Origin of the sequence: Chlamydia serpentis (assembly GCF_900239945.1) — a bacterium.
Taxonomy (GTDB): domain Bacteria; phylum Chlamydiota; class Chlamydiia; order Chlamydiales; family Chlamydiaceae; genus Chlamydia; species Chlamydia serpentis.
On the sequence record NZ_LT993738.1, the window covers coordinates 1,100,669 to 1,125,484 of the forward strand.

The following is a 24,816-nucleotide window of genomic DNA, read 5'->3' on the forward strand; positions in this document are numbered from 1 at the left end:
CTAAAATGGAAGCAGATATTTTAGATGGTAAAAACAAACGGGTAGAGATCAATAAAAAAGCATTGGTGAACTGTAATCAAGTCGATGTCAACCAGCTAGTCCCGATTAAGTATAAGTGGGCTTGGGAACACTACCTTAATGGATGTGCTAATAACTGGCTACCTACTGAAGTTCCGATGGCTAGAGATATCGAATTATGGAAATCAGACGAGTTGTCAGAAGATGAGCGTAGGGTGATTTTATTAAACTTGGGATTTTTTAGTACTGCAGAGAGCCTTGTGGGGAATAACATTGTTCTTGCTATCTTTAAACATATCACTAATCCCGAAGCAAGACAGTATTTACTGCGACAGGCTTTTGAAGAAGCTGTCCATACACATACGTTCCTATATATTTGTGAATCTTTGGGTCTTGATGAAAGAGAGGTGTTCAATGCTTATAATGAAAGAGCCTCTATTAAGGCTAAAGATGATTTTCAAATGAGGCTAACTGGGGATGTTCTTGATTCTAATTTCTCTGTGCGGTCTACAGATGGCCTTGCACAATTTATTAAAAATTTAGTTGGGTACTACATCATTATGGAAGGAATATTCTTCTATAGTGGATTTGTAATGATTCTCTCTTTCCATAGACAGAACAAAATGACAGGAATTGGAGAGCAATATCAATATATCCTTAGAGATGAAACGATTCATCTAAACTTTGGTATTGATCTTATCAATGGAATTAAAGAAGAAAACCCTGGAGTTTGGACTAACGAATTACAAGAAGAAATTGTAGCTCTTATTGAAGAAGCTGTTGAGCTTGAAATTGAATATGCGAAAGATTGTTTACCTCGAGGAATCCTAGGACTCAAGTCTTCTATGTTCATAGATTACGTTCGTCATATTGCTGATCGTCGCTTAGAGAGAATTGGTCTGAAGCCTATCTATCATGCAAGAAATCCCTTCCCTTGGATGAGCGAAACTATAGATCTCAATAAAGAAAAAAACTTTTTTGAGACTCGGGTTACCGAATACCAAACTGCTGGTAATTTAAATTGGTAATTTAAATTGGTAATTTAAATTTTTTTTAATAAGCATTCTAGACGATCATCTTAAAGACGATAGTTTAGAATGTTTCTTGCTCATTCAATATAAGAAAGTCCTTAGAGAAAACTTCAAGAACTTCTATACTACTCTAAAGCGCATAGCATCTTTCTTGTTTTATGAAACCGCAAGATTTATCCCCCCCATTTTTATGGAAAGAACGCCATCCTTGTATTCAGAGCGGGGTTTTTTATGTTCCAAAGTATTATTTTGAGCACGCTAGTTTTTCAAAAGCTTATTATGAAGATTTCTTTCAAAACTATACTTCTATAGCTTGTGAATTATGTTCTGGTAATGGTGATTGGATAATTGCTGAAGCGCAAAAAAATCCTCATATGCTTTGGATAGCTGTAGAACAGCGCTTTGATAGGGTAAGGAAAATCTGGTCAAAAATGATGAATCATCGTGTCACAAACCTAAGAATTGTCTGCGGGACAGCGGAGACCTTTTTCCAATACTATGTCCCTAACCAGTTTTTGCAGCGGCTTGTTGTTAATTTTCCAGATCCATGGCCAAAATCTCGCCATCGTAAACATAGACTCTTCCAGCCACAGTTTGTTCAAGAAATAGCTCGTACCCTAGAAGATTCAGCAGTTCTTACTTTGGTTACCGATGCTAAACCCTATCTTCTTGAATCTATAGCGGCCTTGCAAGCCTTCCTGACCTCAACAATCAAGACGCCTCACTATATAAAAATAACAGATAATTATGGTAACTCTTGGTTTGAAAACCTATGGCGCGCAAAAGGACAAGACATTTTTTATACGGAATTTACAAAGAAAGCTGGGATATAGCTGACTTGAACAGCTGACCTTCACGATGTCAACGTGACGCTCTAACCAACTGAGCTAATACCCCGCCCATAATATCCTACTCACAAAATAGTATCTTTGCAATAGGCTTCTTTATGTCTACATATCACATGCTATTTACGCATAATATCATTCATATTGCACATGAAATTTTTAAAATAAAAGTGTCTCCTGGAGATACAGTGATTGATGCAACTTGTGGCAACGGTAAAGATAGCCTTATTTTAGCTCAGTTACTCCAAGGACAAGGCAAGCTCGTTGTCTACGATATCCAAAAGGAAGCTTTGAACAGTGCTCGAGTATTGTTTCAACAACACCTATCTAAACAAGAACAAGCAGTTATTCAAATGAAAGAAGAGTCTCATGAGTATTTCACAGAGAAGGATGTTCAGCTTATCCATTATAACTTGGGCTATCTTCCTAGAGGGAATAGGGCAGTCACAACACTAGAAACAACTACAAAAACTAGCTTAGAATGTGCTTTAAAGATAGTATCCTTAGATGGACTCATTACTATTATATGTTACCCAGGGCATCCAGAGGGGGAAAAAGAGACTTTTGCTGTAGAAGGGGTAGCAAAATCTTTGGATCCTAAACAATGGCTTGTAAGCTCGTTTTATATAATTAATCGATGCCGAGCACCTCGACTCTTTATTTTTCAACGACAGGGGACTGAGCGATAGGTTGATAAGGAATAATACGGATCTCATGCTCGAGATCTATACCTCGAGTTTTTAAAGTTGATTTGATGATTTCTATCAGCTGCTTTACTTCATCAGAAGTTGCCTTTCCTGTATTGACAATGAAATTACCATGCATTGGAGAAATTTGAGCTCCTCCTATCACTAGTCCTTTTAACCCAGCTTCGTCGATAAGTCTTCCAGCAGAGATGCCTTCTGGGTTACGGAAAATACAGCCAGCAGAAGGCTGTGTGTAGGGTTGTGTGAGTAGTCGTTGTTGAAGAAGCTGTTTTGCATAGTAGGCTGACGCTTGCTTTTTTGAGAGCTGAAAAGTTGCTGACAAAATAAATTCCTGTTGTCTATGGAAGCGAGAAGATCGATAGCTTAGTTCTAACTCTTCTACGGAGTAGGAACAAAGTTTTCCTTCGGAATTAATCGTCTCAACGTTTTTCACCACAGAAGATATATTAACCTCATTCGTTCCTGCATTCATAAAGATAGCCCCACCGACAGATCCGGGAATACCTGCAGCAAACTCTAATCCTGAATATCCTTCATAAGCAGTAGTTTTTCCTAAAGCAGAAAAGGAGAGACCAGAATAAGCTTTAATGCAGGCGTCTTCTAGAAATTTTTTTCCATAGATAGCATTATAAAGGACAAAACCATCAAAGCCGCGATCATCAAACAAACAGTTTGAGCCTTTGCCTAAAATAAGAAAGGGATAATTTATCGAATGTAAGAAGCGAATAACCTCACGAGCTTCATCAATTGTATGAACGGCTTTAAAATAATTCGCAGGCCCTCCAATCCGGAAGGTTGAGTATCTATTTAACCATACACTACGACGAACAGGAAAAGGGAAATGAATAAATCCAGATTCTTGCATTTGGCGGACCTCTCAGTCTAGATTAATTGGTTGAAGAGAAGTTTCAAGAGTTTTCATTTGGAGGTAACTTTGTGAAAATGTCATTTAAAACTGCATGAATGAAAGGACATGCTTCTGAATAACTAAATTTTTTGACCAAACGAATTGCTTCTGCAATCAGAATCCCTCCGTTAATAGGCTGCTTATAAAGATATTCAAAGAGAGTCAAGCGTAAAACATTTTTTTCCATGAGATCTAAACTATCAAAGGGCTTGTTGTTCAGAGCATTTTCAATAATTAAATCTAACTCGGAGGATTTTTCTAAGACTTTCTTAGTGTGATTTAAGGCTAGAAGGACGTGTTTCTGAGATACTGCAGTTTGTGACATAAGTAGAGGCACTAAGCTTTCTTCTGTTGAAGGGGCCATATCCAGTGCATACAACATCTGCAAGATAATTTCCCGCATTTTTTGTTGAGGAAATTCTTTAGGAATCGAAATAGGGGACCCCGAAAGTTTGTCAGGACTCAATGTAGCCATGATAAGCAACCAAAAAATAGTTAATAATACACATTTAACTGCTAAAGAGGTCCTTAGCTAAGGAGTTGTGGGAAAAAAACAAGGTTATCTACTAGAAAGTTTTAATTGCAACAAAAACTTCTTAGTTGAAAAATATACTTTGTTTTCAGAACCTACTTATTTTCTCATTTAGGGAAAGAGCTGGTAAAGATTTATTATAAAATTTTAATTTGCAAAGACAACTAGGATAGTTATAAGAAAGGGATTTCCATTGCTTTTCTTTTCCTAATACCCTAAGATAGCCTTCTTCTTGTCTAGAATGGATAAAAGATCAGATTGTCTTTTCTGGAACACACGGTGCTTTCAGACCATAGCGATTGTCTTAACAAGAAATTGAGATAGAGTGTGGCATTAAATTTTAAGATTAACAGGCAAATACGAGCTCCTAAAGTTCGTCTCATCGGTTCGGCGGGAGAACAGCTAGGAATACTTGCTATCAAAGATGCTTTGGATTTGGCCCGAGAAGCGGGTCTTGATTTAGTTGAAGTGGCTTCAAATAGCGAGCCTCCTGTATGTAAGATTATGGATTACGGTAAATATCGTTATGATCTGACAAAAAAGGAGAAAGACAGCAAAAAGGCTCAACACCAGGTACGCATAAAAGAAGTTAAGCTTAAGCCTAACATAGATGAAAATGACTTTTTAACTAAGCTCAAGCAAGCGCGTACGTTTGTTGAAAAAGGAAATAAAGTAAAAATTACATGCATGTTCCGAGGTAGAGAACTAGCCTATCCAGAACATGGTTTTAAAATTGTTCAAAAAATGAGTCAGGGTTTAGAGGATATTGGTTTTGTTGAGGCGGAACCAAAGTTGGCCGGTCGTTCTCTGATCTGTGTTGTGGCTCCAGGAGCAGTGAAAACAAAGAAAAAACAGGAAAAGTCTTATGCCCAAGATGAAAAGTAATAAGTCTGTTGCAGCGCGTTTTAAATTAACAGGCTCAGGCCAGTTGAAAAGGACTCGTCCAGGAAAAAGGCATAAGTTGTCTAAAAAGTCTTCGCAAGAAAAACGTAATTTATCTAAGCAGCCTCTTGTTGATAAGGGCCAGGTGGGTATGTATAAGCGAATGATGCTTGTTTAAAGGTAGGGAATTTTAATTATGGTAAGAGCAACAGGTTCAGTAGCTTCTAGGCGTCGTCGTAAACGTATATTAAAGCAAGCTAAAGGTTTCTGGGGAGATAGAAAAGGGCATATTCGTCAAAGCCGCTCTAGTGTCATGCGTGCCATGGCATTCAATTATATGCATAGAAAAGATCGTAAAGGTGATTTTCGTAGTCTTTGGATTGCTCGTCTTAATGTTGCCTCGAGAATCCACGGTCTATCTTATAGTCGTTTAATTAATGGATTAAAGTGCGCTAATGTTTCTCTAAATAGAAAGATGCTTTCGGAAATAGCTATTCATAATCCTGAAGGGTTTGCTGAAATTGCAAACCAAGCTAAAAAAGCTTTGGAAGCGGCAGTTTAAAGATCAGGGTTCCTATGAAAATAGAAGAAGAGCTTGAGGTTGTAAAACAGCAATTCCATTCTGAATTAGGTCAGGTGGCTTCTTCTAAAGCACTTGCAGACATTAAGGTCCGCTACTTAGGGAAAAAAGGCATTTTCCGTTGTTTTTCTGAAAAATTAAAGCAATATCCAGATAAAGCAAGGATTGGTGCTCTTATAAATGATTGTAAGACCTATATAGAGGGTTCTCTCCAAGAAAAAAGTCTTGCAATTCTTACTCTCGAGGAAACCGAGTTATTTTCTAAAGAAAAAATAGATGTTTCCCTTCCAGGAGATTTTCAGTATCGTGGTGGCAGACATATTTTAAAACGTATCCTTGATGATATTGTTGATGTCTTTGTTCGCTTGGGGTTCTCTGTTCGAGAGGCCCCAAATATTGAAAATGAAGCTAACAATTTTACCCTACTTAATTTTACTGAGAATCATCCTGCAAGGCAGATGCATGACACCTTCTATTTGGATCCTAAAACAGTATTAAGAACACACACATCGAATGTGCAGGCTCGTGAACTGAAAAAACAAAACCCACCAATTAAAGTTGTTGCTCCTGGTTTATGTTTCCGTAATGAAGATATTTCAGCACGCTCTCACATGCTTTTCCATCAGGTTGAGGCATTTTATATAGATCATAATGTAAACTTTTCAGACTTGACTGCAATTCTAAGTGCGTTTTACCATTCCTTTTTTCAAAGAAAAGTAGAGTTGCGTTTTAGGCACAGTTACTTTCCTTTTGTTGAACCAGGTATAGAAGTGGATGTCTCTTGTGAATGTCTTGACAAGGGGTGTGCTCTTTGTAAGCATACAGGATGGCTAGAAGTTGCAGGGGCAGGGATGATCCATCCACAGGTATTGCGTAATGGGGATATTGATCCTGAAATCTATTCTGGGTATGCTGTTGGTATGGGAATCGAAAGATTAGTCATGTTACAGCACGGTATCTCCGATATCCGTCTGTTCAGCGAAAATGATCAGAGGTTTTTACAACAATTCATTTAAGGAAGAATGGCAGAGCGGTTTAATGCACCTGTCTTGAAAACAGGAGACCTGAAAGGGTCCGGGGGTTCGAATCCCTCTTCTTCCGTTTCCTTCTCATAGAAAATTTGTTAGGTTGACAGGCTTTTTAGCTAAAAACTGTTACCTGCTTATACTCAATGTTTCTATCTTTTTTGTTTTTCTTAAATTAGTTATTTTGAACGATTCGTATTTTTATTTATTTTTAATATTTGCAAATTAACTATTTGTAACTTTCGTTTTATTTGCTTTCTCAAATTAGTTGATGATTAATTTATTTTTATAATAAATTAGAAAAACGATCTTATAAAAAATAATTCAACTTTTTTAGTTCTCTCGAGGAGGTAGAATGAAAAGGTCTCGACGTAACTTTGAGCAGGCTCTAAAAGATTTAGAAAGGCTCAAACAGATTTCCTTGTCTACCTCCGATGATTCTTATCTCAATAATCCTGCGCGTGTTAGTCAGAGAAAGCAAGCATACTCTTCTGTGATAGAAATGAAAGAAGCCTTAAAAAATGTTGAAAATTATTTACTTGAGGCTAGCTGTGTTTCTAAGAATCATGCAGATAAAGCACTTAAGGAATCAGATTTCCTAATAGCAGGTGTTCAAAACGTTTTTTCTTTTTTAGAGGGCCAAGAAGACATCTATAAATCTTTGTTGGAAGAATATTCTGAAGTTAATAGGGCCTATGATGAGGTTAAAAAAAACCTTCAACAGTCTGTTACTGACACCTCAACAAATGATAAAATTGAGGAAAGCAAAGTTCCTAAAGAACCAGAATGCTTTTTAAATAATCTTGTTGAAGTCAAAAGGGATCGTTCTTATGAACTTTTTTACCTCCTAGACGAGGAAGACAAGCGCTTTTATAACGATACACTTGTTCAGATTATCTATAAGCAAAATAAACTACATGAAACTGTACATGAAGGAGACCCCCTAACAAAAACGCTACTTTGGAATAGTGAAGAAATAAAACATATTGCTTCTTCGCTTGTTCTTGTAAACGATATGCCTTTGAGATTGTTTTATCAACGCGCTTTAAGCCATTTGGATCTTGAATCTGTAGTCAAAGTTCATAACGCAGTAATGGCTCTATTTTTTTCAAGATATGAAGCTAATGCAGTATCTAGTAATCCTAAAAAGCATAACATATTATATTTTAACGACTTTCTCTTGTTTTTGCGAGCTGCATGGAAGGATTTAAATAACAACCCAGTCATTGATTCTCAGGAGAAAAAACAGACCCGACTTCTTGCTGCAGCTTTGAGTATGGGTGTTTTTAAGAGCAAATTAGTGTTTGAAGAAGCCTCTCGTTATCTCTATTTCAATGTTCAAAGAAACTTAGTAAATCCAGAGGGTAAGAAATCGTTTTCTCCAGGGCAGTATCTTGTAGATGCTTATGATGAGCTATACCGTCTAATTTCTAAATATCCTAATGGACCTCTTTTCAAAGCTATGGATAGAGTTCTAGAACATGAATCTAGAGTTTATGACCCTATGATTTTAGGAATCCTGCCTAGCTTAGAAGGAACTTTGAAGTTAAATGAGAGATCTATCGATGTAATAAGATCTCCGAGTCCAGTTACACAGAGCTCTATTTCTTATGCTAACTGTAATGAAGAATTCCTTGGATTTCTCAGTGCTGCGGCAAATTTAGGAGATGTTACTTTAGTCCTGAATATTCAAAATCGTATATCAAGAAAAGAACGTGCTCGAAGCCGTGTGATAGAAGAGGCTTTAGAACAAGAAGAATACCGTTCTTATGTTTACACCTTCTCTTTCCCAGAACCCGAGGAACTCCTTCATAACTTAGAAAGTGTCCACGGAGACATTGAAACTTTTTCGGATTTTTTCTCTATCTTGCAAGAAGAATTTCAAAAATCAAGCTCGATTTCTTCTTTTTTTCTCACTCAAGAATTAAAAGAGTCTGTGCATGTTTTCTTAAAAGAACATCTTACTGCATTGAAGGATATCTTTTTTTCAAAGAAAAAAATTTTATTTAAAAATGATAAGCTCTTACTTTTACATCTTCTATCCTATTTACTCGTATTTAAATTAATAGAAACTGTTAACCCCAACTCTATCTTAGTCATATCTAAAGATGGATTGGATTATGTTGCTATCTTTATTGCAGGATTTGCTTTTTTTTCTAGGGAAGCATTTTGGGATGAGCACAGTTTGAAATTATTGCTGACTAATATTCTATCACCTACCTTGGTAGCCAGAGATCGTTTGGTGTTTGCCTCTCATATTGAACTCTTAAGTAAATTTCTAAACTGTTTAAAGAAAAACCGTCAGGGGTTCTCTAATATGAAATCTTTCTTCAATTGTGATATCGAGGCTTGGGAATTTACAGGTTATCTTAACGAACTTACTGAAGTTTCGCATAAGCATAATTTGTAAGTATAAGGAGAGCTATGAGGGGAATAGCCATTACAGGAAAGGTTGGAAGAACACTACTACTTGCTAAGACGATGCCCGCTTTTAAAAAAACAAAGAAAATATTTATAGTGCCTAACGGAATTAAATAGGCTAAGGTGACTGTCGGCGTTCTACTAAATCTCAAACAGAGATAAGCAGATAAAATAATCCCAGCCATACAAGCAAGTGGAGAAATTATTAGGTAGTAAAATTGTGCAAGAAGAGCCAAGATTCTTTGTGGAACTTGTGTAGAGAGTCCTAAACCTGTAGCATTCCAAGGTATGGCTTTGACAAATTCTGACAGTCGGTTTTTACTTCCAGCAGAAAAAAGTTTAGAAAAAGGATTTTCATAAAAACTAAATTCGATTTCAGGAAACTCTTTCATATCAAAAAAATCTTTAATTTCAATACTTTCTGAATCATTAGCAAAGAATTGGGTGACGTTTAAACCGATTGGAAGAGAAAGGGTAGTGAAAGCTAATTTCTCCATTATATAGATTGTTTCAGAATCTTTAATCCAGAAGACATTATTCAGTGTAAATGTCTTGGGTTCAATAGAAGAATATAATAGTACTGTCTGATCTTTGAGGTAAAGAGCAGGAATTTTTTGCTGTTCTTTACCTGTTGTTCCTCTATCGAGGTGTTCTTTAGTAATAGAGATTTTTTCACAGATGGGATGCAACCATTGGAAATTAGCATAAAGAAGCAATATGATGAAAAATCCTGAAAGAATCAGAGGGCGTACTAAGGATTTTAAGGAAAGACCTGAAGCCTGTAAAAAGATGATTTCTCGCTTATTTTGCATTGAAAAGAGTGTGTTTGTTGTTGCTACAGCAACAAGTTGGGGCATAAGGAATTCTGCTTTTAAGGAGATTTGTGCGAGATAGTATAATATAGAGAGTATTGTAGAGGCTTTAGAAGCTATTGTAGAAGCTCCTTTAAGTGTGTGTAAAGAATGATGGATAGAAGCATAGAATATTAGAGCAAGTAATAAAAGAGAAATTAGAGCAAGCCAGAATTTGGTAAGTAAATGACGTTTCCAAATGAACATAAGTTAAGCATACCCTCGACTTTCTCTATAAGCACGAGCAGTAAATACAATCCAGGAAAGCAATTGAGGGAAGACAAACAGCATAAAAGCTAAAGGTAGGTTTTTTGTATTTTTCCCAACAATAAGTAGGATAAGGTCTAGAATAGGAAAAATACAGTATAAAGCTATAGATTTCCGAAATCTAGGTTTATGAATCCCAAGCACCATTCCAGCATAGGTCAAAGTTACACATAGAAAGCCAATAGCTATTCGGCGTAGGGTTTCAGGAAGATGTGAACGCTTTAAAGACTGCTTTACTAGTTGCTTCCAAGGAAGATAATCTGTGCGTGTTTTTAAATAAGATTTTCCAGCAAACAGGGTTGAGGTAATTTTAGGAATAAGTAGTTCGTCCAAGGTTTCAATATAAAATCTTTGAGAAGAGGGAGAAGAAGATTCTATTAATGAATTTGGTAGCTTTGAGATAAAGACCACATGTTTAGCTTTTACGGTATCCTTAGTTGTGTCAGGGATGATAGTTTTGATAATCCCTACATCGGAAATTTCATTATTTCTTTTTAGAGCTACAATCACATTATCAAACTTACTTTTCGCACAATGATCTACAGCAATAAAAATACGATTGTTTTCTTTTTTTTGTAGAGTCTGTAAGAGAAGAGCTGGTGAAGTCATCGCCATATTGGCAATTTCCTTACAAGTTTGGTAGCGACAAATTGAGGCAAGTTCTGAGCATGTATAGAAATTCAAACAACAAATGGCTCCTGAAATCATTAGTATGGGAAATACAATAATGCTTTGAGAAGCCCCAGATGCCCTTAAAAAAGTCATCTGATTGTTATCTGATAGCTTACGGAAAAGAGAGAATGCAGAAACAAAACAGGAAGCAGGGAAAATAAAAGGAAGAAGGTAAGGGATTTGGTAGGCCATTAAACGTAAGACTGTATCATAGGGAACATCTTTAGCAATATAGGCTACAATCTCTTGTAGAGAGCTAATTATAGAAATACAGATTAAACTTAAAGTACAGAAAGCTACTGTCTTTAAGTAACGGAAAATGAGAATTTTCCATAAAATAGGCATAGCTTACCTGGTAATTAAACTTTCTTACATGCTTTGATATAGTAGAACAAGAAAGGCCTTGTCTATAAAATCTCCAGCAGCCCTATTCTTTTTACTGATTTTTATCTAGGCGTATACAATGACCCTAAATTCTTATTTGCTCAGCGATGATAAGCAATTAGATCTTTTTTTTGCTTCTTTAGATATCAAAAAAAGATATTTATTGGCTCTATCGGGAGGAAGTGATTCTCTTTTTCTTTTCTATCTACTTAAGGAAAGAGGAGTATCATTTACTGCCGTACATATAGACCATTGCTGGAGAACAACATCTTCTCAAGAAGCTAAAGAACTGGAACAGCTTTGTTTGCGTGAAGATGTTCCCTTTGTTTTGCATGTCCTAACCCTTGAAGAACAGGGAGATAAGGATTTAGAAAATCAAGCTCGAAAGAAACGATATGCTTTGCTTTACAAGTCTTATCGACAACTAGAGGCAGAAGGAATCTTTCTTGCTCATCATGCTAATGATCAAGCAGAAACGATATTGAAACGTTTACTAGAAGGTGCTCATTTAACTAATCTCAAAGCTATGGCAGAGAAATCCTATGTTCAAGATATTCTACTTTTAAGACCTTTATTGCATATACCTAAGAGTACTTTAACACGGGCCTTAGATGCTAGAGAGATTAGTTACATAAGAGATCCTTCAAATGAAGATGAGAGATATTTAAGAGCAAGGATGCGAAAGAAGATTTTCCCTTGGCTTGACGAAGTCTTTGGAAAAAATGTTACCTTCCCATTGATAACCTTAGGTGAAGAGTCCGCTGAACTTTCGGATTATATTGAAGTACAGGCACAACCCTTTCTTTGTGCAGTCACTTATGAGAATTCTCATCGGTCTCTTCCATTTCCAGATTCTTTAGTTTCACAAACTTTTTTAGGTAAATGGGTTTTGAAACAATTTTTTAATAACGCTGGAGCGATTGTTTCAAGACATTTTTTGCAAATGGTTTATGATCATCTATCTCAGGGTTCTTGCGCAACTATACGGATGAGAAATAAGAGCGTAATTATAAAACCTAGAGTAGTAATGATAGATTAGAAAGTATATACTCATGATGTTCTCTATATGTGAAAAAATTAGTGAACACTAGGCCATTGTATTAGTGCCTGTTTATATTTTTTATTTTGCTGTTATAATTTGATTTATTTTTTTAAAAACAAAATAATAAAAAATATGTTATATTGAATAATTATCCGTCTGATTGATTAGCTTAGTTGTGAAGTTTATGTCGAAAGATAAGAAAATAAAGCCAGAACCGAAAAAAAATTTTCCTACAGTCTTTTTTTTTCTTTTATTTGGTGTGATTTTTGGCGTAGTTGCATTTCAAAATTTTCTAGCTGGGAAAAAAGCTAGAGTTGGTTTTAGCCACCAAATAGAACACCTTGTTAATTTGCGTTTGATAGTTCCCGAAGATAGCCATAAGATAGCTCTTAATGATAATTTAGTTTCTTTTGGTGGACGTTTTCGTGATACCCAAACTCAAGAAGGGCAATTACGTTATCATTACCTAGAGCTTATTGATCAAGGTCATCGATTAGATTTTGATCTTCAAGAGACAAGTAAGAGTCTTGCAACCTTAAGTAAAGAGGTTACGAACTCTATTTTATGGTTTTCTGCAATTTCAGGATCTCCTATTCCTGAGCAGGGCTATGCTATTTCTTATCAGATTGAGGAGGGAACAGATCCTCTATTGATAGAACCCTTAGTTGTTGCAGCACCTACAACTCCTCAATTGATCAACCTACGTGCATTACAAGAGCGTTATCGTACATTAGCACACTCTCCTGAGGCTTTGCGTACATATGGCTCGGATCTTTATGAGCTAATAGGAAAGTATCTTTCTCCGGCTTTAGGAATAGGATCAGAAACTTTAAAAAGAGAACTTAAAGACCTCTATCAGCAAGTTGAGAGTTCATTAACTCAGGAGACTGATGGCGAGCAAGCCTATCTGCTTTACGGACAAGTTCTTAATACTTTAGACATGATTTCTTCTTCTTTAGTATTATCCGAGGGGGGTGAACGCTTTGGTCAGCTTCGTTCTGTACGCCTCTATCGGGAGGAATGGAGTAAGTATCATAAATTGGTTGAAGCCCGTGATCTTAATCGAGCGCAGTTAGAAAAGCTCCGTAATGAGTTAAGTCAGACGGTTTGGTATTTCAATAACCAAGAGCTTTCTTCCCGAAGTTTAGAAAAGCAGGATCCTGAAGTCTTTGGCCATTGGTTCGCAGGAGCTAAAGAAGAATGGTCAGCATTTAAGTTCAATCATTCTCTATCATTTAAGGCACCCGATCAACCGAGAAACTTAGTTTTAGAGAAAACATTTAAAAGCCAAGAGCCTTCGCCTCATTATTTAGGATACCTTTTTACATTCCTACCTATTATTTTGGTTCTCCTTTTTGTATACCTGGTCTTTTCTCGTCAGATGCGTGGGATGAGTGGTTCGGCAATGTCTTTTGGAAAGTCTCCTGCCCGAATGTTGCTGAAAGGACAAAATAAAGTTACCTTTGCTGACGTTGCTGGTATTGAGGAAGCTAAAGAGGAACTTATTGAAATCGTAGATTTTTTAAAGAATCCAAATAAATTTACGAGTTTAGGGGGACGTATTCCAAAAGGGGTATTATTGATAGGGCCTCCAGGCACAGGTAAGACTTTGATTGCTAAGGCTGTATCAGGAGAAGCTGATCGTCCATTTTTCTCTATAGCTGGTTCTGACTTTGTTGAGATGTTTGTTGGGGTAGGGGCTAGTCGTATCCGTGATATGTTTGAACAGGCAAAACGCAATGCTCCTTGTATTATCTTTATTGACGAAATTGATGCTGTAGGACGTCATCGTGGTGCCGGTATTGGAGGTGGTCATGATGAAAGGGAACAGACATTGAACCAGCTACTTGTGGAAATGGACGGTTTTGGAACAAATGAAGGCGTCATTCTGATGGCCGCAACTAACCGTCCGGATGTTTTAGATAAGGCTTTGTTACGCCCAGGACGTTTCGATCGTCGTGTTGTGATGAATCTTCCTGATATCAAAGGACGTTTTGAGATTCTTATGGTCCATGCCGCAAGAATCAAATTAGATCCTACTGTAGATCTTATGGCAGTTGCTAGGAGTACACCAGGAGCTTCAGGAGCGGATTTAGAGAATTTATTAAATGAAGCTGCCTTACTAGCAGCTCGTAAGGATCGTACTGCCGTTACTGCTGTTGATGTTGCTGAAGCTCGTGATAAAGTCCTCTATGGGAAAGAGCGAAGAAGCTTGGAAATGGATGCAGAGGAGAGAAAAACTACAGCATATCATGAGTCTGGCCATGCTGTCGTAGGGCTTTGTGTCCAGCACGGAGATCCTGTGGATAAGGTTACGATTATTCCAAGAGGACTCTCCTTAGGAGCTACACACTTTTTACCAGAGAAAAACAAGTTGAGTTACTGGAAAAAAGAGCTTTATGATCAGCTTGCTGTCTTGATGGGAGGTCGGGCTGCAGAGGAAATTTTTCTTGGAGATATTTCGAGTGGTGCACAGCAAGATATTTCTCAAGCTACGAAGTTAGTGCGTAGTATGGTTTGTGAATGGGGAATGAGCCCCCAATTGGGTAATGTTACTTATGACGAACGTTCGGATGGTTCAACAGGCTATGGTGTTTATCACGAAAAGAGTTATTCAGAAGAAACGGCTAAAACCATTGATATAGAATTAAAAACTCTTCTAGATGCTGCTTATCAACGTGCCTTAGATATAATTAATGAGCATAAGGCAGAAATCGAACTTATGACTCAGATGCTCATTGAGTTTGAAACTCTAGATGCTAAAGATGTTAAAGAAATTATGGATCATACTTGGGATCCTGAGAAGAAGAGGGCTCGTCTTAAAGAAGAAGGTATGCTGTTTAAAAAGTCCTCTGATGATCTTCCTCCTCCTCCCCCGAAAGAAAATACCTTGCCTGGTTTAGGTTTTAACGCTACCTAGAGAAGATTACATTAGGGTTTGTGAGCGAACTTGGAATTTTATTTTGCATGTTTCTTGATCATAAAAAAAGCTAATCTTTGTGGAAGAGATTAGCTTGTTTTATCTATTTCAATTTTGAAATAGATTAATCTAAAGTTGCTTTATGACTAAGTTTGAGTTGACCTTTCTCATTGATGCTTAAAAGTTTTACATCAATGATATCTCCTTCTTTAACAACATCACCAATATTTTCTACCCGTTGTCTAGAGAACTCAGAAATATGGCAAAGACCTTCTTTCCCTGGGAGGACTTCTACAAAGGCTCCGAAAGGAACTACTGATGTTACACGGCCTTTATAGATCTTGCCGATTTCCACTTCACCAACTAAGGATTCAATGATTTCTTTAGCTCTATTGATTGCTTTTGCTGATGTTGCTGAGATACTAACGACTCCTAAGTCGTTAATGTCAATCTGTACACCAGTTTCTTCTATGATCTGACGGATTTGTTTCCCTCCAGGTCCAATGACGGAGGCAATTTTTGTTGGTTTAATTTGGATAGTTTCAATACGAGGTGCGTATTGAGATAAATCTGCTTTAGGAGCTCCAAGAACTTGGTTCATCACATTTAAAATATCTCGGCGACCCTGTTTTGCTTGAAAAAGAGCTTTTTGCATGATGCTAGGAGTAATACCTTCAACTTTGATATCCATCTGAAAAGCTGTGATTCCTTCAGCGCTGCCTGCGACTTTAAAATCCATATCTCCTAAATGATCTTCAAGACCAGAAATATCTGATAAGATAATAGGTCCTTCATTATCCAGGATTAATCCCATTGCAATTCCTGCAATTGGAGTGGAAATGGGTACACCAGCATCCATAAGGGCTAGGCAACCGCCACAAACTGATGCCATCGATGAAGAACCATTGGATTCTGTAATATTAGATTCTATACGGATCGTATAGGGGAATGTAGTCGCATCAGGAAGAGCATGGCTTAGAGCTTTCTCTGCGAGTTTTCCGTGCCCAATTTCCCTCCTTCCTGGAGAACCGATTCTTCCTACTTCTCCAACAGAAAATGGAGGAAAGAAATACTGTAAATAAAATTTTGAAAGACCCTCACCATTCAGATCTTCATACCGTTGCGCCATGGTTTCACTGCCTAGAGTGCAGACTGCTAATGTTTGTGTCTCTCCACGAGTAAATAAACAGCTTCCATGGGTTCGAGGAAGGTAAGAAGTTTCCACGCTAATAGGACGAATTGTAGTTAAGGAGCGCCCGTCAGCACGGACTTCTCTTTCTCTTATGAGAGCGCGCATGGTGTTAGACTTTAATGTTTTGCAGGCGGCCTTGATATTGAAAGCAGAAAAGAGGTCATCATCATCGCGATACAATTTTTCTAAAACGTCTTCTTCAATCTTTTGAGAAGTCGCGGAATGTATTTTCTTATCTTTAATATTGAAAAGTTCAATAAATTTATTTTCAACGCATTCCTTTGCAGCTGTTAAAACTTCTTGAGGAAGAGGGTATACGACATCAAAATTTTTAGATTTTCCAATTTCTTTTTGCCATTTTTGTATCCCTTTACAAATAGTAACAATGTGTTTGTGACCAAATTCTATAGCATCCAGTACCTGTTCTTCGGTAAAGAAGTCACAATGACCTTCAATCATTAAAATAGCATTTTCTGTTCCAGCAAGGACAAGATCTAATGTAGAAGTTGCAAGTTCAGTCTTCGTGGGATTGATGATCCACTCGTTGTCAACACACCCAATACGCACCCCAGAAACAATATTGTTTTGTGGAATATCAGAGATTGCTAAAGCAGCAGAAGCTCCGCAGATTGCAAGAGGATCGGGTAAAACATCGCCATCGTATGACCACACATAAGATAAAATTTGAACATCTTGCATGAGTCGATAAGGAAAAGAAGGGCGTAAGGAACGATCAATTAAGCGAGAAACTAGAATTTCTTTCTCAGAAGGTCTGCCCTCTCGTTTTATAAATCCGCCTAAAGTTTTTCCAGTGGAAGAAAATTTTTCTTGATAGTCAACTCGTAGAGGAAGGAAGTCTACTTTTTCATTCAGGTCTATAGCACATGCGCTTGTAAACACACAAGTCTCACCTGAACGGACGAGAACTGCTCCATTGGCTTGGCGAGCAATTTTCCCTGCTTCAAATACCAGAGTTTTACCTTCGGCCAGATTAATAGAAATAGTTTGAAAATTCATGAAGGTCTCCTGTTGGATATTTGTAGAGGGAAGTGAAAAATTACTTACGCAAATTTAATCTAGTAATTAAATTTTTGTATCTTTCGGTATCTGTAGAATTAAGATATTCCAAAAGCTTTCTCCTCTGACCAACAAGTTTCAATAGAGCTAGGCGAGAGTTTTGATCCTTAGGAGATCTTTTGAGATGTTCTTTCAATTCTGCGATATGTTCCGTAAGAATAGCAATTTGTACATCTGCTGACCCTGTATCCTTTTCATGAAGTTGAAACTTCTTTGTGATTTCTTCTTTAGTTCCTTTATCCAAAGACATCGGATGTCTCCTTAAAATAATTACCGCAAAAGCCAATTATACTTGAGGACGTGGTTAATGTACACCTTTTGGTAGAGTAAGATTTTTTTTCTGCTAACAAAGGAAAAATATCGATGCCATTTAACGGTCTCAGATTGCTTCTTAAAGGAGTTTTATCGATATTATATGTTTATATTTTTAGAATTTTAATCAAATAAACAATATTATTTATAATTAGCTAATGAGATGTGTATGGATGTAGAAAAAGACACTTTTTTTATGCAACAAGCCTTGAAAGAAGCTCGTAAGGCATATAATGAAGATGAAGTGCCTGTAGGCTGTATTATTGTGAAAGATGATAAAATTATTGCTCGTGGGCATAATTCTGTCGAGCAGCTTAAAGATCCTACTGCTCATGCTGAAATTTTATGTATAGGGTCTGCTTCTGCAGCTTTAGATAACTGGCGTTTAACGGATACAGTGCTCTACTGTACTTTAGAACCTTGTTTAATGTGCGCAGGAGCCATGCAATTAGCTAGAATTTCCAGGCTGGTTTGGGGCGCTCCAGACTTGCGTTTAGGAGCAGGAGGAAGTTGGATAGATATTTTTACCAAGAAACACCCTTTCCATGCTCTAACTTGTACTGGATATATATGCGTGGATGAATCTGAGAATCTAATGAAACAATTTTTTACAGAAAAGCGTAAAGAAAAAAGTGGAAAATAAAATTATTATATTAGTAAATCAGCTCTATGAAAATCAAAAATCTCGGCTACAGCAAGTGGGAGAAAAGATAGTTCCTAATTTAACTTCCGAAGATTTACTACAGCCTATGGATTTTCCTGAATTAGAAGAAAATCCTTATTTTCGCTTTGAAGAGGGTGTTTTATCAGGAATGGGTGAGGTACGTGCTGCGATTTTAGCTATGCTTTCGCAACAAGACTAAAACCTTAAAGAAGTGATATAAGGGTTAGGAATTTTTTCTTTTTTACAAAAAAGCATACCTAACAAGATAGAGAGCATTGATGCAATCAGCAAAAGGAATGCTCCTGAAAAGATAAGGATGCAATAATAGAAGCCCAGAATAAATACAAAGCCCCACTTTCTTGACACTGATAGAGGAGTGGGGCCTATTGTAAAGCGTTTTTCTGGATCTAAGAAGATCTGGACAATCAAAATACCACAGATAAGGCTTTCCGGTCCAAAGAAGGATTGGGAACTATGAATAAGAACCATGAAACTCCAGAGAATAGCCCCTATAATTAGTATTTGACTCGAGATTAAAATGAGAACACTAAGAGCTCCTAACTTGCGGATGACGTGGTGAATCCCTTTATAGAAGGCAAGAAAATCTATGATGTTGCGTAAAAGAAGTCTTTGAGTAATTTCAAAACTTTGGTTTTTATCTAGGGATAGCGAATCTGCAGTGATTAAAGGATAGGTAAAGAACTGCCAGAAATAATGTTTTTGTATTCCTTTAATAGAAAGAGCTAGGATTTCAAGAAGATTAGGTCCTCCAAAAATTTTGTTGATAATATAAGAGAGGAATGGAGCAATACAAGAGGTAAGTAATACAATTGAGGGGAGTTTTTTTAAAATTTTGGATAGCGCAGGGAACTTACTATGCTTATCGGGGAAGATCACCCTCATGGAGTCTTTACCTGAAGTCTGACGGTCATGCCTCTATAGTAGAGAATGGATTGTTTTATTAGAAGATTATTGTCGTAGTTTAATTCGAGGGAGAGGTTGTTAAATTGGCTTTGATTGTCAGTTCTGTTAGGGTAGATAGCATAGAGCTAGTAGCTTGTAAAATTTGCATCGACTCTGTGGATGTTGAGTTTACGGATTTCTGATTCGCTTGCGCTCTTTGTTGAGCTGAAGAAAGTTCTTGTTGTATCAACTGACGGTTTGCTGAAATCTGCTGATTTGAACTTTGGTAGGCTTGAATTTCGTTTTGGTTAGTATATTCGTCATCAGTTCCATCTTTTTTCTTGAGATCAGGCACTTTAAGTAAGGGCAGGTTGATGAGTTCTTTAACTCTTTGCTGCTGAACTATAGTATTGTCTTGTAGTACAGCCATGATGGAATGACTGTATTCCGTTGTCGATGAAGAAAGTTGTAGCATTACAGAGATGCAAAAGTAGAAAGCTGACTGTTTGTTAATTTGAATAGAATCAGATACGACTTTTGTAGAATCGGGAACTACTCTATCACTTTTATTTGTTACACTGCTAGATATAGGGCTTGTCATGATAGTTTCTCTTATAAAATTAGATGTTCGCAATTAAACTTACAATTTGAGAGAAGGTTTGGATAAGAGCTTGTCCCACCTGTAGTGATTGTTGGATGATGTTATTGTTAGTGTTTAAATTACTGGAAATCACTTGTGCTGCGTTCCCTAAACTGGAAATTTGGTTTTGAATTGCTTGTCTTGAAGCACCTATTGCTTGGTTATCCGATTGGATATTTTGTAAATAGCTAGAGGAGTTATCATTTAATTTGTTTTTAGGAATGCTAACATATTGATATAAAGCCTCTTGGTTATTTAAATAAGTTTGTGCTGAGGAATTCGCTTGGAGTTCTTGGGCAATAATAGATAGATTATCTTGAGCCACCAATACAGATTGATAAACATAGTAGACCGTAACAATCAATGGATTAGTGTCTTTTGAGAATTTCGTAATAATATCATCAGCAGTTGCTGTGTTAGGCCCTCCTGTAATTGGTGTTCCAGGCACGTTTATAGATGCTTGGAGAGGCTTTTTTATGGAAAGGGGGTCTATGATCCACATGTTCAACCTAAATAGTTTTTAGTTTTAAAATTTTTTAATAATGTTTAATTACCCTAGGGGTTTATTCAATTGGTTTACGGTACTTCCTATAGAGTTTGTGGTTTTGATGAATGAAGAATCTTGTGAGGCTAGTTGTTGGATGATGTTAATATTTGTTGAGGCGTGTGAGAGAATAATTTGACCATTTTGTCGTGTTGTTACCAGCTCATCTTGTATGTTAGATCTTTGAGCTGAGTAGTTTTGATTCTGGTTTTGTACCCGAGTAATTTCATCTTCTTTTGCTCCAGCACTTACTATGGCATATTTGATTTGATTAGTTGCTTGGTTTAATTGTTGTTGAATATTAGTATTGTCATTTAATTGTTGTGATTGAGTCAGAACTGTTTGTTGTCGAATTTCAATTGCTTGTAAAAGAAGCTCATAAATGTTAAAAAGCACAACACCTATTTTAGGTGTATTTAGTGGTTCTAGAGGAGGACGAGAACTATTTATAGCGTTCGTTGGGGGATTATTCCCTATACTAGTTATAGACATAATAAAAAAATTAATTTTTGTTTATTTTTATTCTAACAGGAAAAAAATCGTTTATTAAAATAAATTTTTCATTGTTTTTCTTTATTAATTGTCTTTGAGCGTTTTGTTTTTTTTGATAACTAATAAAAAGTTAAGGTAACTCAGGGAATGTTAGGATTCCCAGGTAGGGGTAAGAAAAATTGAATATTGATTCTAAAGGTGGCTTTGGCAAATTCCCTACTTTTGTTGTATAAATCTTTAGCTGGAGAGGAGAAAAAGGTGTCTAGGAATGAGTGGAATGACTGTCCAGAAGTTTTCAAAGATGATATAAGTGCTTATGTATTAGTGACATGTGGTCAAGTGTCTTCTGATGGTAAAATTCAAGTGGAAATGACCTATGAAGGAGATCCTGCTGTCATTAGCTATCTATTAACAAAAGCACGAGATTCGTTGGACGAGTCTTAAATTATTCTTTTACTGGGTGTTGAAACCAATGCATGTGCTTGCCAAGGGTCTTTATCGATGGGTGAATCGCCCTATTAAACTGGATAGTTTGATAAAGAATATACGATCATTTTCTCTTGAATGGGTTTTTATAAGTGCTGTGTTATTAGTTTGTGGATGTGTAGGTTGCGCATCTCTTGCAAGACCTTCCTTAACTCCCTTTCTGTTATTATTTTCTTGTTTGGGGTCCCCTTTAATTTTATGTTTTCGTGGAAAGGGTTATGCTGTTTTTATTGGGATTTTTCTAATTTTTTATGTTGGTAAATATGTTGCGAGAGAACCTTTATTTATAGGCTTTTGGTTGTCTGGTTTAGGTATATCGTTCTTACTTTCTTATGGACTTGTTCTTCAAGGGGTATTGCTGCGGCGAAAAGAACAATTGGAAACGGAACAGGAGCAAGAAAGGCTTTCTAAAGACTTAGATACGCAACGTAGTGCTTATCAGGATTTAATGGAGAAACGGGGTCAAGAAAAAGAATTTTTCGATAACCGGAGTCAAGATTTAGAAAGGAAGCTTTCTGAGTATCAAGAACTTTTAAAGCAGACACACCAGAAGACAGAATATTTAGCTATCGATTTAAAAGTTTTAGTTGATCAAAAGAATAGTTGGTTAGAAGATTATGCGGAGCTTCATAACAAGTATATTGATTTAATTTCTAAAAATGAAAACGTAGTGTTTCCTTGGATGGGGGGAGCCGCAGCATATGAAAGTCAGGATTTGGTAACTCCTAATGCTTCTGTATGGGCATCTACTTTACAAGATAAGGAGGAGAGCCTAGAGCGTTTACGTCAGGAGATTTTAATAGAGAAGAAGCGTTGCTCTCATTATGAAAGTCATTGTCAGCAGTTACGCTTATCTTTAGAAGGTTTTTCCGATCTTGAAAAAAGTTATAAAGAGCTTGAGATACTTGTAAAACAAAAAGAAGCAGAAATAAATCGGCTACATCAATTGGTCAACGAATTTGAAACCAAATTAGCTGATCAGGCTTCAGGTAACTCTCTTCTTGAGACTTCCTCTAAGGAAGAAAAACATTATAAAGACTTATATTGTCAGCTCCAGGAACAATTTATAGAAAAGAGTGAGACGCTTTCTTTGGTAAGAAAAAAATTGTTTACTTTTCAGGAGAAATACTTGACCTTGAGGAAAAAAGAGGAACTTGAAAAACAAGATATTTCTTTTGATGATATCTCTATGATACAAAGTTTATTAGAGCGTATCGAATTTTTGGAAGAAGAGGTTAGTCATTTAGAAGAGTTAGTATCTCATAGCCTGTCTCTGTAATTGCTATGGTATGTTCCCACTGTGCGCTTGGCTTATTATCACAAGTACGTGTTTCCCACTGATTTTTCGGATCTATAACGCCTTCTTTTCTACCCACATTGATCATAGGCTCTATGGTAAAAATCATTCCTGGAGCTAGAGGAATCATAGATTGGTTTTTGTAATGTGGTACATAGGGATTTTCATGAAACTCAATTCCAACGCCATGCCCTACAAACTGGTCTACGATAGAAAATCCATAGAGGCGAGCCCGTGCCTCTATAGCTTCGCCAATTTCACATAGGGGGATACCAGGTTTTAGGATAGCTATAGAATCGTTCAAACATTCTAGGGCTGCTTGACATATTTGCTTTTTGATTTCCGGCACATCTCCGATCATAACCATACGACTACAATCCCCATAATATCCATCAACAATACAGGAAACATCGATATTCATGATATCACCGTCTTTTAATGGAATATCATTAGGAATTCCGTGGCAAATGACTTCATTTAACGAGGTACAGATAGTCTTTGGAAAAGGTGGTGAACCATAATGAAATGGTGCAGCTACAGCATCATATTTTTTGTGCAGATCTTGTGAGAATTCATCTAATTCGTTTGTAGTTACGCCTTTTTGCGATGCTTTACATAGTTCATCTAGAATTCTAGCCGTTACTTGACAGGCATTATAGATTTTTTCTTTTTGCTCAGGGGTCTTGAGAATGATTCTGTATTCAGAAGCATAATGTTGTTTTAATGCTTCCCAGGACATCTTGGGCGGTTGAGGATAATGACACTGCTTCCATTTGCGTTGGCTCCCACACCAACAAGGCTCGTTTCTTTTCATAAGGATTACCCAATATAAAAACCTATATTAAATGCGATTGAAATGCCTTTAAGCATAAGGTTTACCGACATGAGTAGTAAAGCAATGCCGAACAATCTTTCTAGAGCGAGGAGTCCGAAATTTCCAAAAATACGATTAAAAAAACTAGAGGATAGCAATGTAAATAGAGAAAATATCCAGGCAATGATCATAGCAGTAAAGATAACTTCTTTAGAATACACTGCTTCTTCAATGTAGCTAAGAAGTGCTGTGATAATGGCGGGACCTGTAATAATGGGAAAAGCTAAAGGAAAGAAAATAGGCTCTGTTTTTAAGGTATCATCGTTATTCTTTAGGGGCATGGGTGCTAGCATCATTTTCAGAGAGACAGTAAAAAGTAGAAAGCCGCCTATGATTTGAAAGGAATAGAGAGAAATATCTAAAAATTGGAAAAATTTTCTTCCAAAAGTAACAAAAAGAAGTAAGGCACAAAGAGCGAATAAACACTCTCTTAAAATTATTCTCTGTTGTTTTTTTCTAGAAAAATTTTTTAATAGAGCGACAAATACAGGAATTGAACCTGGAGAATCGAATAAAACATAGAATAATAGGCTAAGGTTAATTAAGGTGAACATATCTTATTCTATAAAAACGCCTGTTGTAATCCCAAAACTAGAAGTTGAGTACCCACAATCGTGACAAAAAGTCCTAAAACTGTTTGGGTGGCAAGGATTACTTTATTCCCTTTACAGAACATTTGGAGAGAAAGGGTTGCTAGAGTGATCAAAACCCAGCTGAGAACTAGAATTTGGACATTAATTAGGGTATTATGATTTTTCCCTATTAGTGTGCAGCAAGCAGCTAACCATGAAGGACCAAACATCAAAGGCGTGGCTATTGGGGAAAGGTAAGGACAGTTTGCATCACGAGAATCGAATTTATAGGGGGCCCACGTCTCCTGCTTTCCTAACCGTAATACCGCTCGAACTCCTGCTATAGTTACAGCAATTCCTCCAACAACTTGTATAGCACAAGCAGGAGTATTCAATACTTTTAGGCTTCCTAAGGCTATTCCATAAAGAGCAAACATAGCAATCAAGGCAAAGCAGCTTTCTCTTAATAGAGTAAGAATCCGTTGCTTTAATGAATAATCTAGTAGGAGACAGTGGATTGCTAAGATATTAGTTAGAGAATCCGATGCTAGAAGCAGAACACACGCTTGGGGTAATAAAAAGGAAAACTGTATCATGAGGTAAGCTTTTAAACTCATTTCTTATTATTTTCAAGAGGATCTTCTCTAGACGCGGTTCAAAAGAAAGAGTTTATTAACTA

The 24,816-nt window shown here is 36.8% G+C and carries 27 protein-coding genes and 2 tRNA genes; 15 read left to right on the top strand and 14 right to left on the bottom strand.

Annotated features, from left to right (window positions below):
* Nucleotides 1–5 precede the first annotated feature (5 nt).
* Both C834KP_RS04775 and C834KP_RS04780 read left to right on the top strand, forming a co-directional pair.
* Entirely contained in the window at nt 6–1,046 is a 1,041-nt protein-coding gene (locus C834KP_RS04775; protein WP_108897024.1) for a ribonucleotide-diphosphate reductase subunit beta, read from the top strand.
* Between the two features lie 161 nt (nt 1,047–1,207).
* On the top strand, nt 1,208–1,882 hold the full coding sequence (locus tag C834KP_RS04780; RefSeq protein WP_108897025.1) for a class I SAM-dependent methyltransferase: 675 nt from the start codon (nt 1,208–1,210) through the stop codon (nt 1,880–1,882).
* On the opposite strand, the gene C834KP_RS04785 is transcribed toward C834KP_RS04780, so the two are convergent.
* Nucleotides 1,873–1,946: transfer RNA gene (locus C834KP_RS04785), tRNA-Val, on the bottom strand. The two genes, C834KP_RS04780 and C834KP_RS04785, sit on opposite strands and share 10 nt — an antisense overlap.
* 49 nt (nt 1,947–1,995) lie before the next feature.
* On the opposite strand from C834KP_RS04785, the gene mnmM reads away from it, so the two are divergent.
* On the top strand, nt 1,996–2,583 hold the full coding sequence (gene mnmM, locus C834KP_RS04790) for a tRNA 5-(aminomethyl)-2-thiouridylate-methyltransferase MnmM (RefSeq protein ID WP_108897026.1): 588 nt from the start codon (nt 1,996–1,998) through the stop codon (nt 2,581–2,583).
* Here the strand turns inward: mnmM and murB are convergent.
* Together murB and nusB are read right to left on the bottom strand one after the other, a co-directional pair.
* Nucleotides 2,552–3,466 (bottom strand): UDP-N-acetylmuramate dehydrogenase, encoded by a 915-nt coding sequence (gene murB, locus C834KP_RS04795; RefSeq protein ID WP_108897027.1) that lies wholly within the window; start codon nt 3,464–3,466, stop codon nt 2,552–2,554. The genes mnmM and murB overlap by 32 nt on opposite strands.
* Before the next feature lie 43 nt (nt 3,467–3,509).
* Entirely contained in the window at nt 3,510–3,983 is a 474-nt protein-coding gene (gene nusB, locus C834KP_RS04800; protein ID WP_108897028.1) for a transcription antitermination factor NusB, read from the bottom strand.
* 384 nt (nt 3,984–4,367) lie between these two features.
* On the opposite strand from nusB, the gene infC reads away from it, so the two are divergent.
* The 6 genes from infC to C834KP_RS04830 all read left to right on the top strand — a co-directional run bounded on the left by infC (nt 4,368) and on the right by C834KP_RS04830 (nt 8,937).
* Nucleotides 4,368–4,925, top strand: a complete 558-nt coding sequence (infC, locus tag C834KP_RS04805; protein ID WP_108897029.1) for a translation initiation factor IF-3 — start codon at nt 4,368–4,370, stop codon at nt 4,923–4,925.
* The gene (rpmI, locus tag C834KP_RS04810; protein WP_011006725.1) at nt 4,906–5,100 is read left to right on the top strand and encodes a 50S ribosomal protein L35; all 195 of its coding nucleotides are present in this window, start codon (nt 4,906–4,908) and stop codon (nt 5,098–5,100) included. The genes infC and rpmI overlap by 20 nt, the downstream gene beginning before the upstream one ends.
* A gap of 18 nt (nt 5,101–5,118) precedes the next feature.
* Nucleotides 5,119–5,484: a 50S ribosomal protein L20 gene (gene rplT / locus C834KP_RS04815; RefSeq protein WP_108897030.1), complete on the top strand. Its 366-nt coding sequence runs from the start codon at nt 5,119–5,121 to the stop codon at nt 5,482–5,484.
* A 14-nt stretch (nt 5,485–5,498) separates the two neighbouring features.
* Nucleotides 5,499–6,518, top strand: a complete 1,020-nt coding sequence (pheS, locus tag C834KP_RS04820) for a phenylalanine--tRNA ligase subunit alpha (protein ID WP_108897031.1) — start codon at nt 5,499–5,501, stop codon at nt 6,516–6,518.
* Nucleotides 6,519–6,603 (top strand) — tRNA-Ser (locus tag C834KP_RS04825).
* A gap of 279 nt (nt 6,604–6,882) precedes the next feature.
* Nucleotides 6,883–8,937 (top strand): calcium-binding protein, encoded by a 2,055-nt coding sequence (locus C834KP_RS04830; protein WP_108897032.1) that lies wholly within the window; start codon nt 6,883–6,885, stop codon nt 8,935–8,937.
* Here the strand turns inward: C834KP_RS04830 and C834KP_RS04835 are convergent.
* Together C834KP_RS04835 and C834KP_RS04840 are read right to left on the bottom strand one after the other, a co-directional pair.
* Nucleotides 8,906–10,006: an LptF/LptG family permease gene (locus tag C834KP_RS04835; RefSeq protein ID WP_108897033.1), complete on the bottom strand. Its 1,101-nt coding sequence runs from the start codon at nt 10,004–10,006 to the stop codon at nt 8,906–8,908. The two genes, C834KP_RS04830 and C834KP_RS04835, sit on opposite strands and share 32 nt — an antisense overlap.
* Nucleotides 10,007–10,009: 3 nt before the next feature.
* Nucleotides 10,010–11,083: an LptF/LptG family permease gene (locus C834KP_RS04840; protein ID WP_108897034.1), complete on the bottom strand. Its 1,074-nt coding sequence runs from the start codon at nt 11,081–11,083 to the stop codon at nt 10,010–10,012.
* Between the two features lie 118 nt (nt 11,084–11,201).
* On the opposite strand from C834KP_RS04840, the gene tilS reads away from it, so the two are divergent.
* Nucleotides 11,202–12,161 carry a tRNA lysidine(34) synthetase TilS gene (gene tilS / locus C834KP_RS04845; protein ID WP_108897035.1) on the top strand — a complete coding sequence of 320 codons (960 nt, stop codon included), beginning with the start codon at nt 11,202–11,204 and terminating at the stop codon, nt 12,159–12,161.
* 187 nt (nt 12,162–12,348) lie between these two features.
* Nucleotides 12,349–15,084 carry an ATP-dependent zinc metalloprotease FtsH gene (gene ftsH, locus C834KP_RS04850; RefSeq protein WP_108897036.1) on the top strand — a complete coding sequence of 912 codons (2,736 nt, stop codon included), beginning with the start codon at nt 12,349–12,351 and terminating at the stop codon, nt 15,082–15,084.
* A 124-nt stretch (nt 15,085–15,208) separates the two neighbouring features.
* Here the strand turns inward: ftsH and pnp are convergent, their stop codons facing one another.
* Entirely contained in the window at nt 15,209–17,293 is a 2,085-nt protein-coding gene (gene pnp, locus C834KP_RS04855; protein WP_108897037.1) for a polyribonucleotide nucleotidyltransferase, read from the bottom strand.
* A 40-nt stretch (nt 17,294–17,333) separates the two neighbouring features.
* A complete protein-coding gene (gene rpsO, locus C834KP_RS04860; protein ID WP_010883633.1) occupies nt 17,334–17,603 on the bottom strand; it encodes a 30S ribosomal protein S15 in 270 nt (89 codons plus the stop codon).
* Nucleotides 17,604–17,834: 231 nt separating this feature from the next.
* Between rpsO and tadA the strand changes: the two genes are divergently transcribed.
* Together tadA and C834KP_RS04870 are read left to right on the top strand one after the other, a co-directional pair.
* A complete protein-coding gene (gene tadA / locus C834KP_RS04865) occupies nt 17,835–18,308 on the top strand; it encodes a tRNA adenosine(34) deaminase TadA (RefSeq protein WP_108897038.1) in 474 nt (157 codons plus the stop codon).
* Nucleotides 18,298–18,528 (top strand): hypothetical protein, encoded by a 231-nt coding sequence (locus tag C834KP_RS04870; RefSeq protein ID WP_108897039.1) that lies wholly within the window; start codon nt 18,298–18,300, stop codon nt 18,526–18,528. The genes tadA and C834KP_RS04870 overlap by 11 nt, the downstream gene beginning before the upstream one ends.
* Here the strand turns inward: C834KP_RS04870 and C834KP_RS04875 are convergent.
* The 4 genes from C834KP_RS04875 to C834KP_RS04890 all read right to left on the bottom strand — a co-directional run bounded on the left by C834KP_RS04875 (nt 18,525) and on the right by C834KP_RS04890 (nt 20,908).
* Nucleotides 18,525–19,232 carry a hypothetical protein gene (locus C834KP_RS04875; RefSeq protein WP_108897040.1) on the bottom strand — a complete coding sequence of 236 codons (708 nt, stop codon included), beginning with the start codon at nt 19,230–19,232 and terminating at the stop codon, nt 18,525–18,527. The two genes, C834KP_RS04870 and C834KP_RS04875, sit on opposite strands and share 4 nt — an antisense overlap.
* Nucleotides 19,233–19,311: 79 nt before the next feature.
* On the bottom strand, nt 19,312–19,833 hold the full coding sequence (locus C834KP_RS04880; RefSeq protein ID WP_162295481.1) for a CT847 family type III secretion system effector protein: 522 nt from the start codon (nt 19,831–19,833) through the stop codon (nt 19,312–19,314).
* A gap of 19 nt (nt 19,834–19,852) precedes the next feature.
* On the bottom strand, nt 19,853–20,374 hold the full coding sequence (locus C834KP_RS04885) for a DUF720 domain-containing protein (RefSeq protein ID WP_108897041.1): 522 nt from the start codon (nt 20,372–20,374) through the stop codon (nt 19,853–19,855).
* 48 nt (nt 20,375–20,422) lie between these two features.
* Entirely contained in the window at nt 20,423–20,908 is a 486-nt protein-coding gene (locus tag C834KP_RS04890) for a DUF720 domain-containing protein (protein WP_108897042.1), read from the bottom strand.
* 258 nt (nt 20,909–21,166) lie between these two features.
* Here C834KP_RS04890 and C834KP_RS04895 point away from each other — a divergent pair, with 258 nt between their 5' ends.
* Both C834KP_RS04895 and C834KP_RS04900 read left to right on the top strand, forming a co-directional pair.
* Entirely contained in the window at nt 21,167–21,352 is a 186-nt protein-coding gene (locus C834KP_RS04895; protein WP_162295489.1) for a hypothetical protein, read from the top strand.
* 61 nt (nt 21,353–21,413) lie between these two features.
* Nucleotides 21,414–22,673: a mitotic spindle assembly checkpoint protein MAD1 gene (locus C834KP_RS04900; RefSeq protein ID WP_231911686.1), complete on the top strand. Its 1,260-nt coding sequence runs from the start codon at nt 21,414–21,416 to the stop codon at nt 22,671–22,673.
* On the opposite strand, the gene C834KP_RS04905 is transcribed toward C834KP_RS04900, so the two are convergent.
* From C834KP_RS04905 to C834KP_RS04915, 3 genes are read right to left on the bottom strand one after another with little or no spacing between them, the layout of a single operon-like run.
* Nucleotides 22,630–23,505: a methionyl aminopeptidase gene (locus tag C834KP_RS04905; protein WP_108897044.1), complete on the bottom strand. Its 876-nt coding sequence runs from the start codon at nt 23,503–23,505 to the stop codon at nt 22,630–22,632. The two genes, C834KP_RS04900 and C834KP_RS04905, sit on opposite strands and share 44 nt — an antisense overlap.
* A 5-nt stretch (nt 23,506–23,510) precedes the next feature.
* Nucleotides 23,511–24,119: a MarC family protein gene (locus C834KP_RS04910; protein WP_108897045.1), complete on the bottom strand. Its 609-nt coding sequence runs from the start codon at nt 24,117–24,119 to the stop codon at nt 23,511–23,513.
* Between the two features lie 8 nt (nt 24,120–24,127).
* Complete coding sequence (locus C834KP_RS04915; RefSeq protein WP_108897156.1) at nt 24,128–24,733, bottom strand: MarC family protein; 606 nt, start codon at nt 24,731–24,733, stop codon at nt 24,128–24,130.
* Nucleotides 24,734–24,816 lie beyond the last annotated feature (83 nt).

What these genes read in the sequence shown, in the direction of transcription:
- C834KP_RS04775 (WP_108897024.1), top strand. Translation starts at nt 6, where the DNA reads ATGGAAGCAGATATTTTAGATGGTAAAAACAAACGGGTAGAGATCAAT.
- C834KP_RS04780 (WP_108897025.1), top strand. Translation starts at nt 1,208, where the DNA reads ATGAAACCGCAAGATTTATCCCCCCCATTTTTATGGAAAGAACGCCAT.
- mnmM (WP_108897026.1), top strand. Translation starts at nt 1,996, where the DNA reads ATGTCTACATATCACATGCTATTTACGCATAATATCATTCATATTGCA.
- murB (WP_108897027.1), bottom strand. Translation starts at nt 3,466, where the DNA reads ATGCAAGAATCTGGATTTATTCATTTCCCTTTTCCTGTTCGTCGTAGT.
- nusB (WP_108897028.1), bottom strand. Translation starts at nt 3,983, where the DNA reads ATGGCTACATTGAGTCCTGACAAACTTTCGGGGTCCCCTATTTCGATT.
- rpmI (WP_011006725.1), top strand. Translation starts at nt 4,906, where the DNA reads ATGCCCAAGATGAAAAGTAATAAGTCTGTTGCAGCGCGTTTTAAATTA.
- rplT (WP_108897030.1), top strand. Translation starts at nt 5,119, where the DNA reads ATGGTAAGAGCAACAGGTTCAGTAGCTTCTAGGCGTCGTCGTAAACGT.
- pheS (WP_108897031.1), top strand. Translation starts at nt 5,499, where the DNA reads ATGAAAATAGAAGAAGAGCTTGAGGTTGTAAAACAGCAATTCCATTCT.
- C834KP_RS04830 (WP_108897032.1), top strand. Translation starts at nt 6,883, where the DNA reads ATGAAAAGGTCTCGACGTAACTTTGAGCAGGCTCTAAAAGATTTAGAA.
- C834KP_RS04835 (WP_108897033.1), bottom strand. Translation starts at nt 10,006, where the DNA reads ATGTTCATTTGGAAACGTCATTTACTTACCAAATTCTGGCTTGCTCTA.
- C834KP_RS04840 (WP_108897034.1), bottom strand. Translation starts at nt 11,083, where the DNA reads ATGCCTATTTTATGGAAAATTCTCATTTTCCGTTACTTAAAGACAGTA.
- tilS (WP_108897035.1), top strand. Translation starts at nt 11,202, where the DNA reads ATGACCCTAAATTCTTATTTGCTCAGCGATGATAAGCAATTAGATCTT.
- ftsH (WP_108897036.1), top strand. Translation starts at nt 12,349, where the DNA reads ATGTCGAAAGATAAGAAAATAAAGCCAGAACCGAAAAAAAATTTTCCT.
- pnp (WP_108897037.1), bottom strand. Translation starts at nt 17,293, where the DNA reads ATGAATTTTCAAACTATTTCTATTAATCTGGCCGAAGGTAAAACTCTG.
- rpsO (WP_010883633.1), bottom strand. Translation starts at nt 17,603, where the DNA reads ATGTCTTTGGATAAAGGAACTAAAGAAGAAATCACAAAGAAGTTTCAA.
- tadA (WP_108897038.1), top strand. Translation starts at nt 17,835, where the DNA reads ATGGATGTAGAAAAAGACACTTTTTTTATGCAACAAGCCTTGAAAGAA.
- C834KP_RS04875 (WP_108897040.1), bottom strand. Translation starts at nt 19,232, where the DNA reads ATGAGGGTGATCTTCCCCGATAAGCATAGTAAGTTCCCTGCGCTATCC.
- C834KP_RS04880 (WP_162295481.1), bottom strand. Translation starts at nt 19,833, where the DNA reads ATGACAAGCCCTATATCTAGCAGTGTAACAAATAAAAGTGATAGAGTA.
- C834KP_RS04885 (WP_108897041.1), bottom strand. Translation starts at nt 20,374, where the DNA reads ATGTGGATCATAGACCCCCTTTCCATAAAAAAGCCTCTCCAAGCATCT.
- C834KP_RS04890 (WP_108897042.1), bottom strand. Translation starts at nt 20,908, where the DNA reads ATGTCTATAACTAGTATAGGGAATAATCCCCCAACGAACGCTATAAAT.
- C834KP_RS04905 (WP_108897044.1), bottom strand. Translation starts at nt 23,505, where the DNA reads ATGAAAAGAAACGAGCCTTGTTGGTGTGGGAGCCAACGCAAATGGAAG.
- C834KP_RS04910 (WP_108897045.1), bottom strand. Translation starts at nt 24,119, where the DNA reads ATGTTCACCTTAATTAACCTTAGCCTATTATTCTATGTTTTATTCGAT.
- C834KP_RS04915 (WP_108897156.1), bottom strand. Translation starts at nt 24,733, where the DNA reads ATGATACAGTTTTCCTTTTTATTACCCCAAGCGTGTGTTCTGCTTCTA.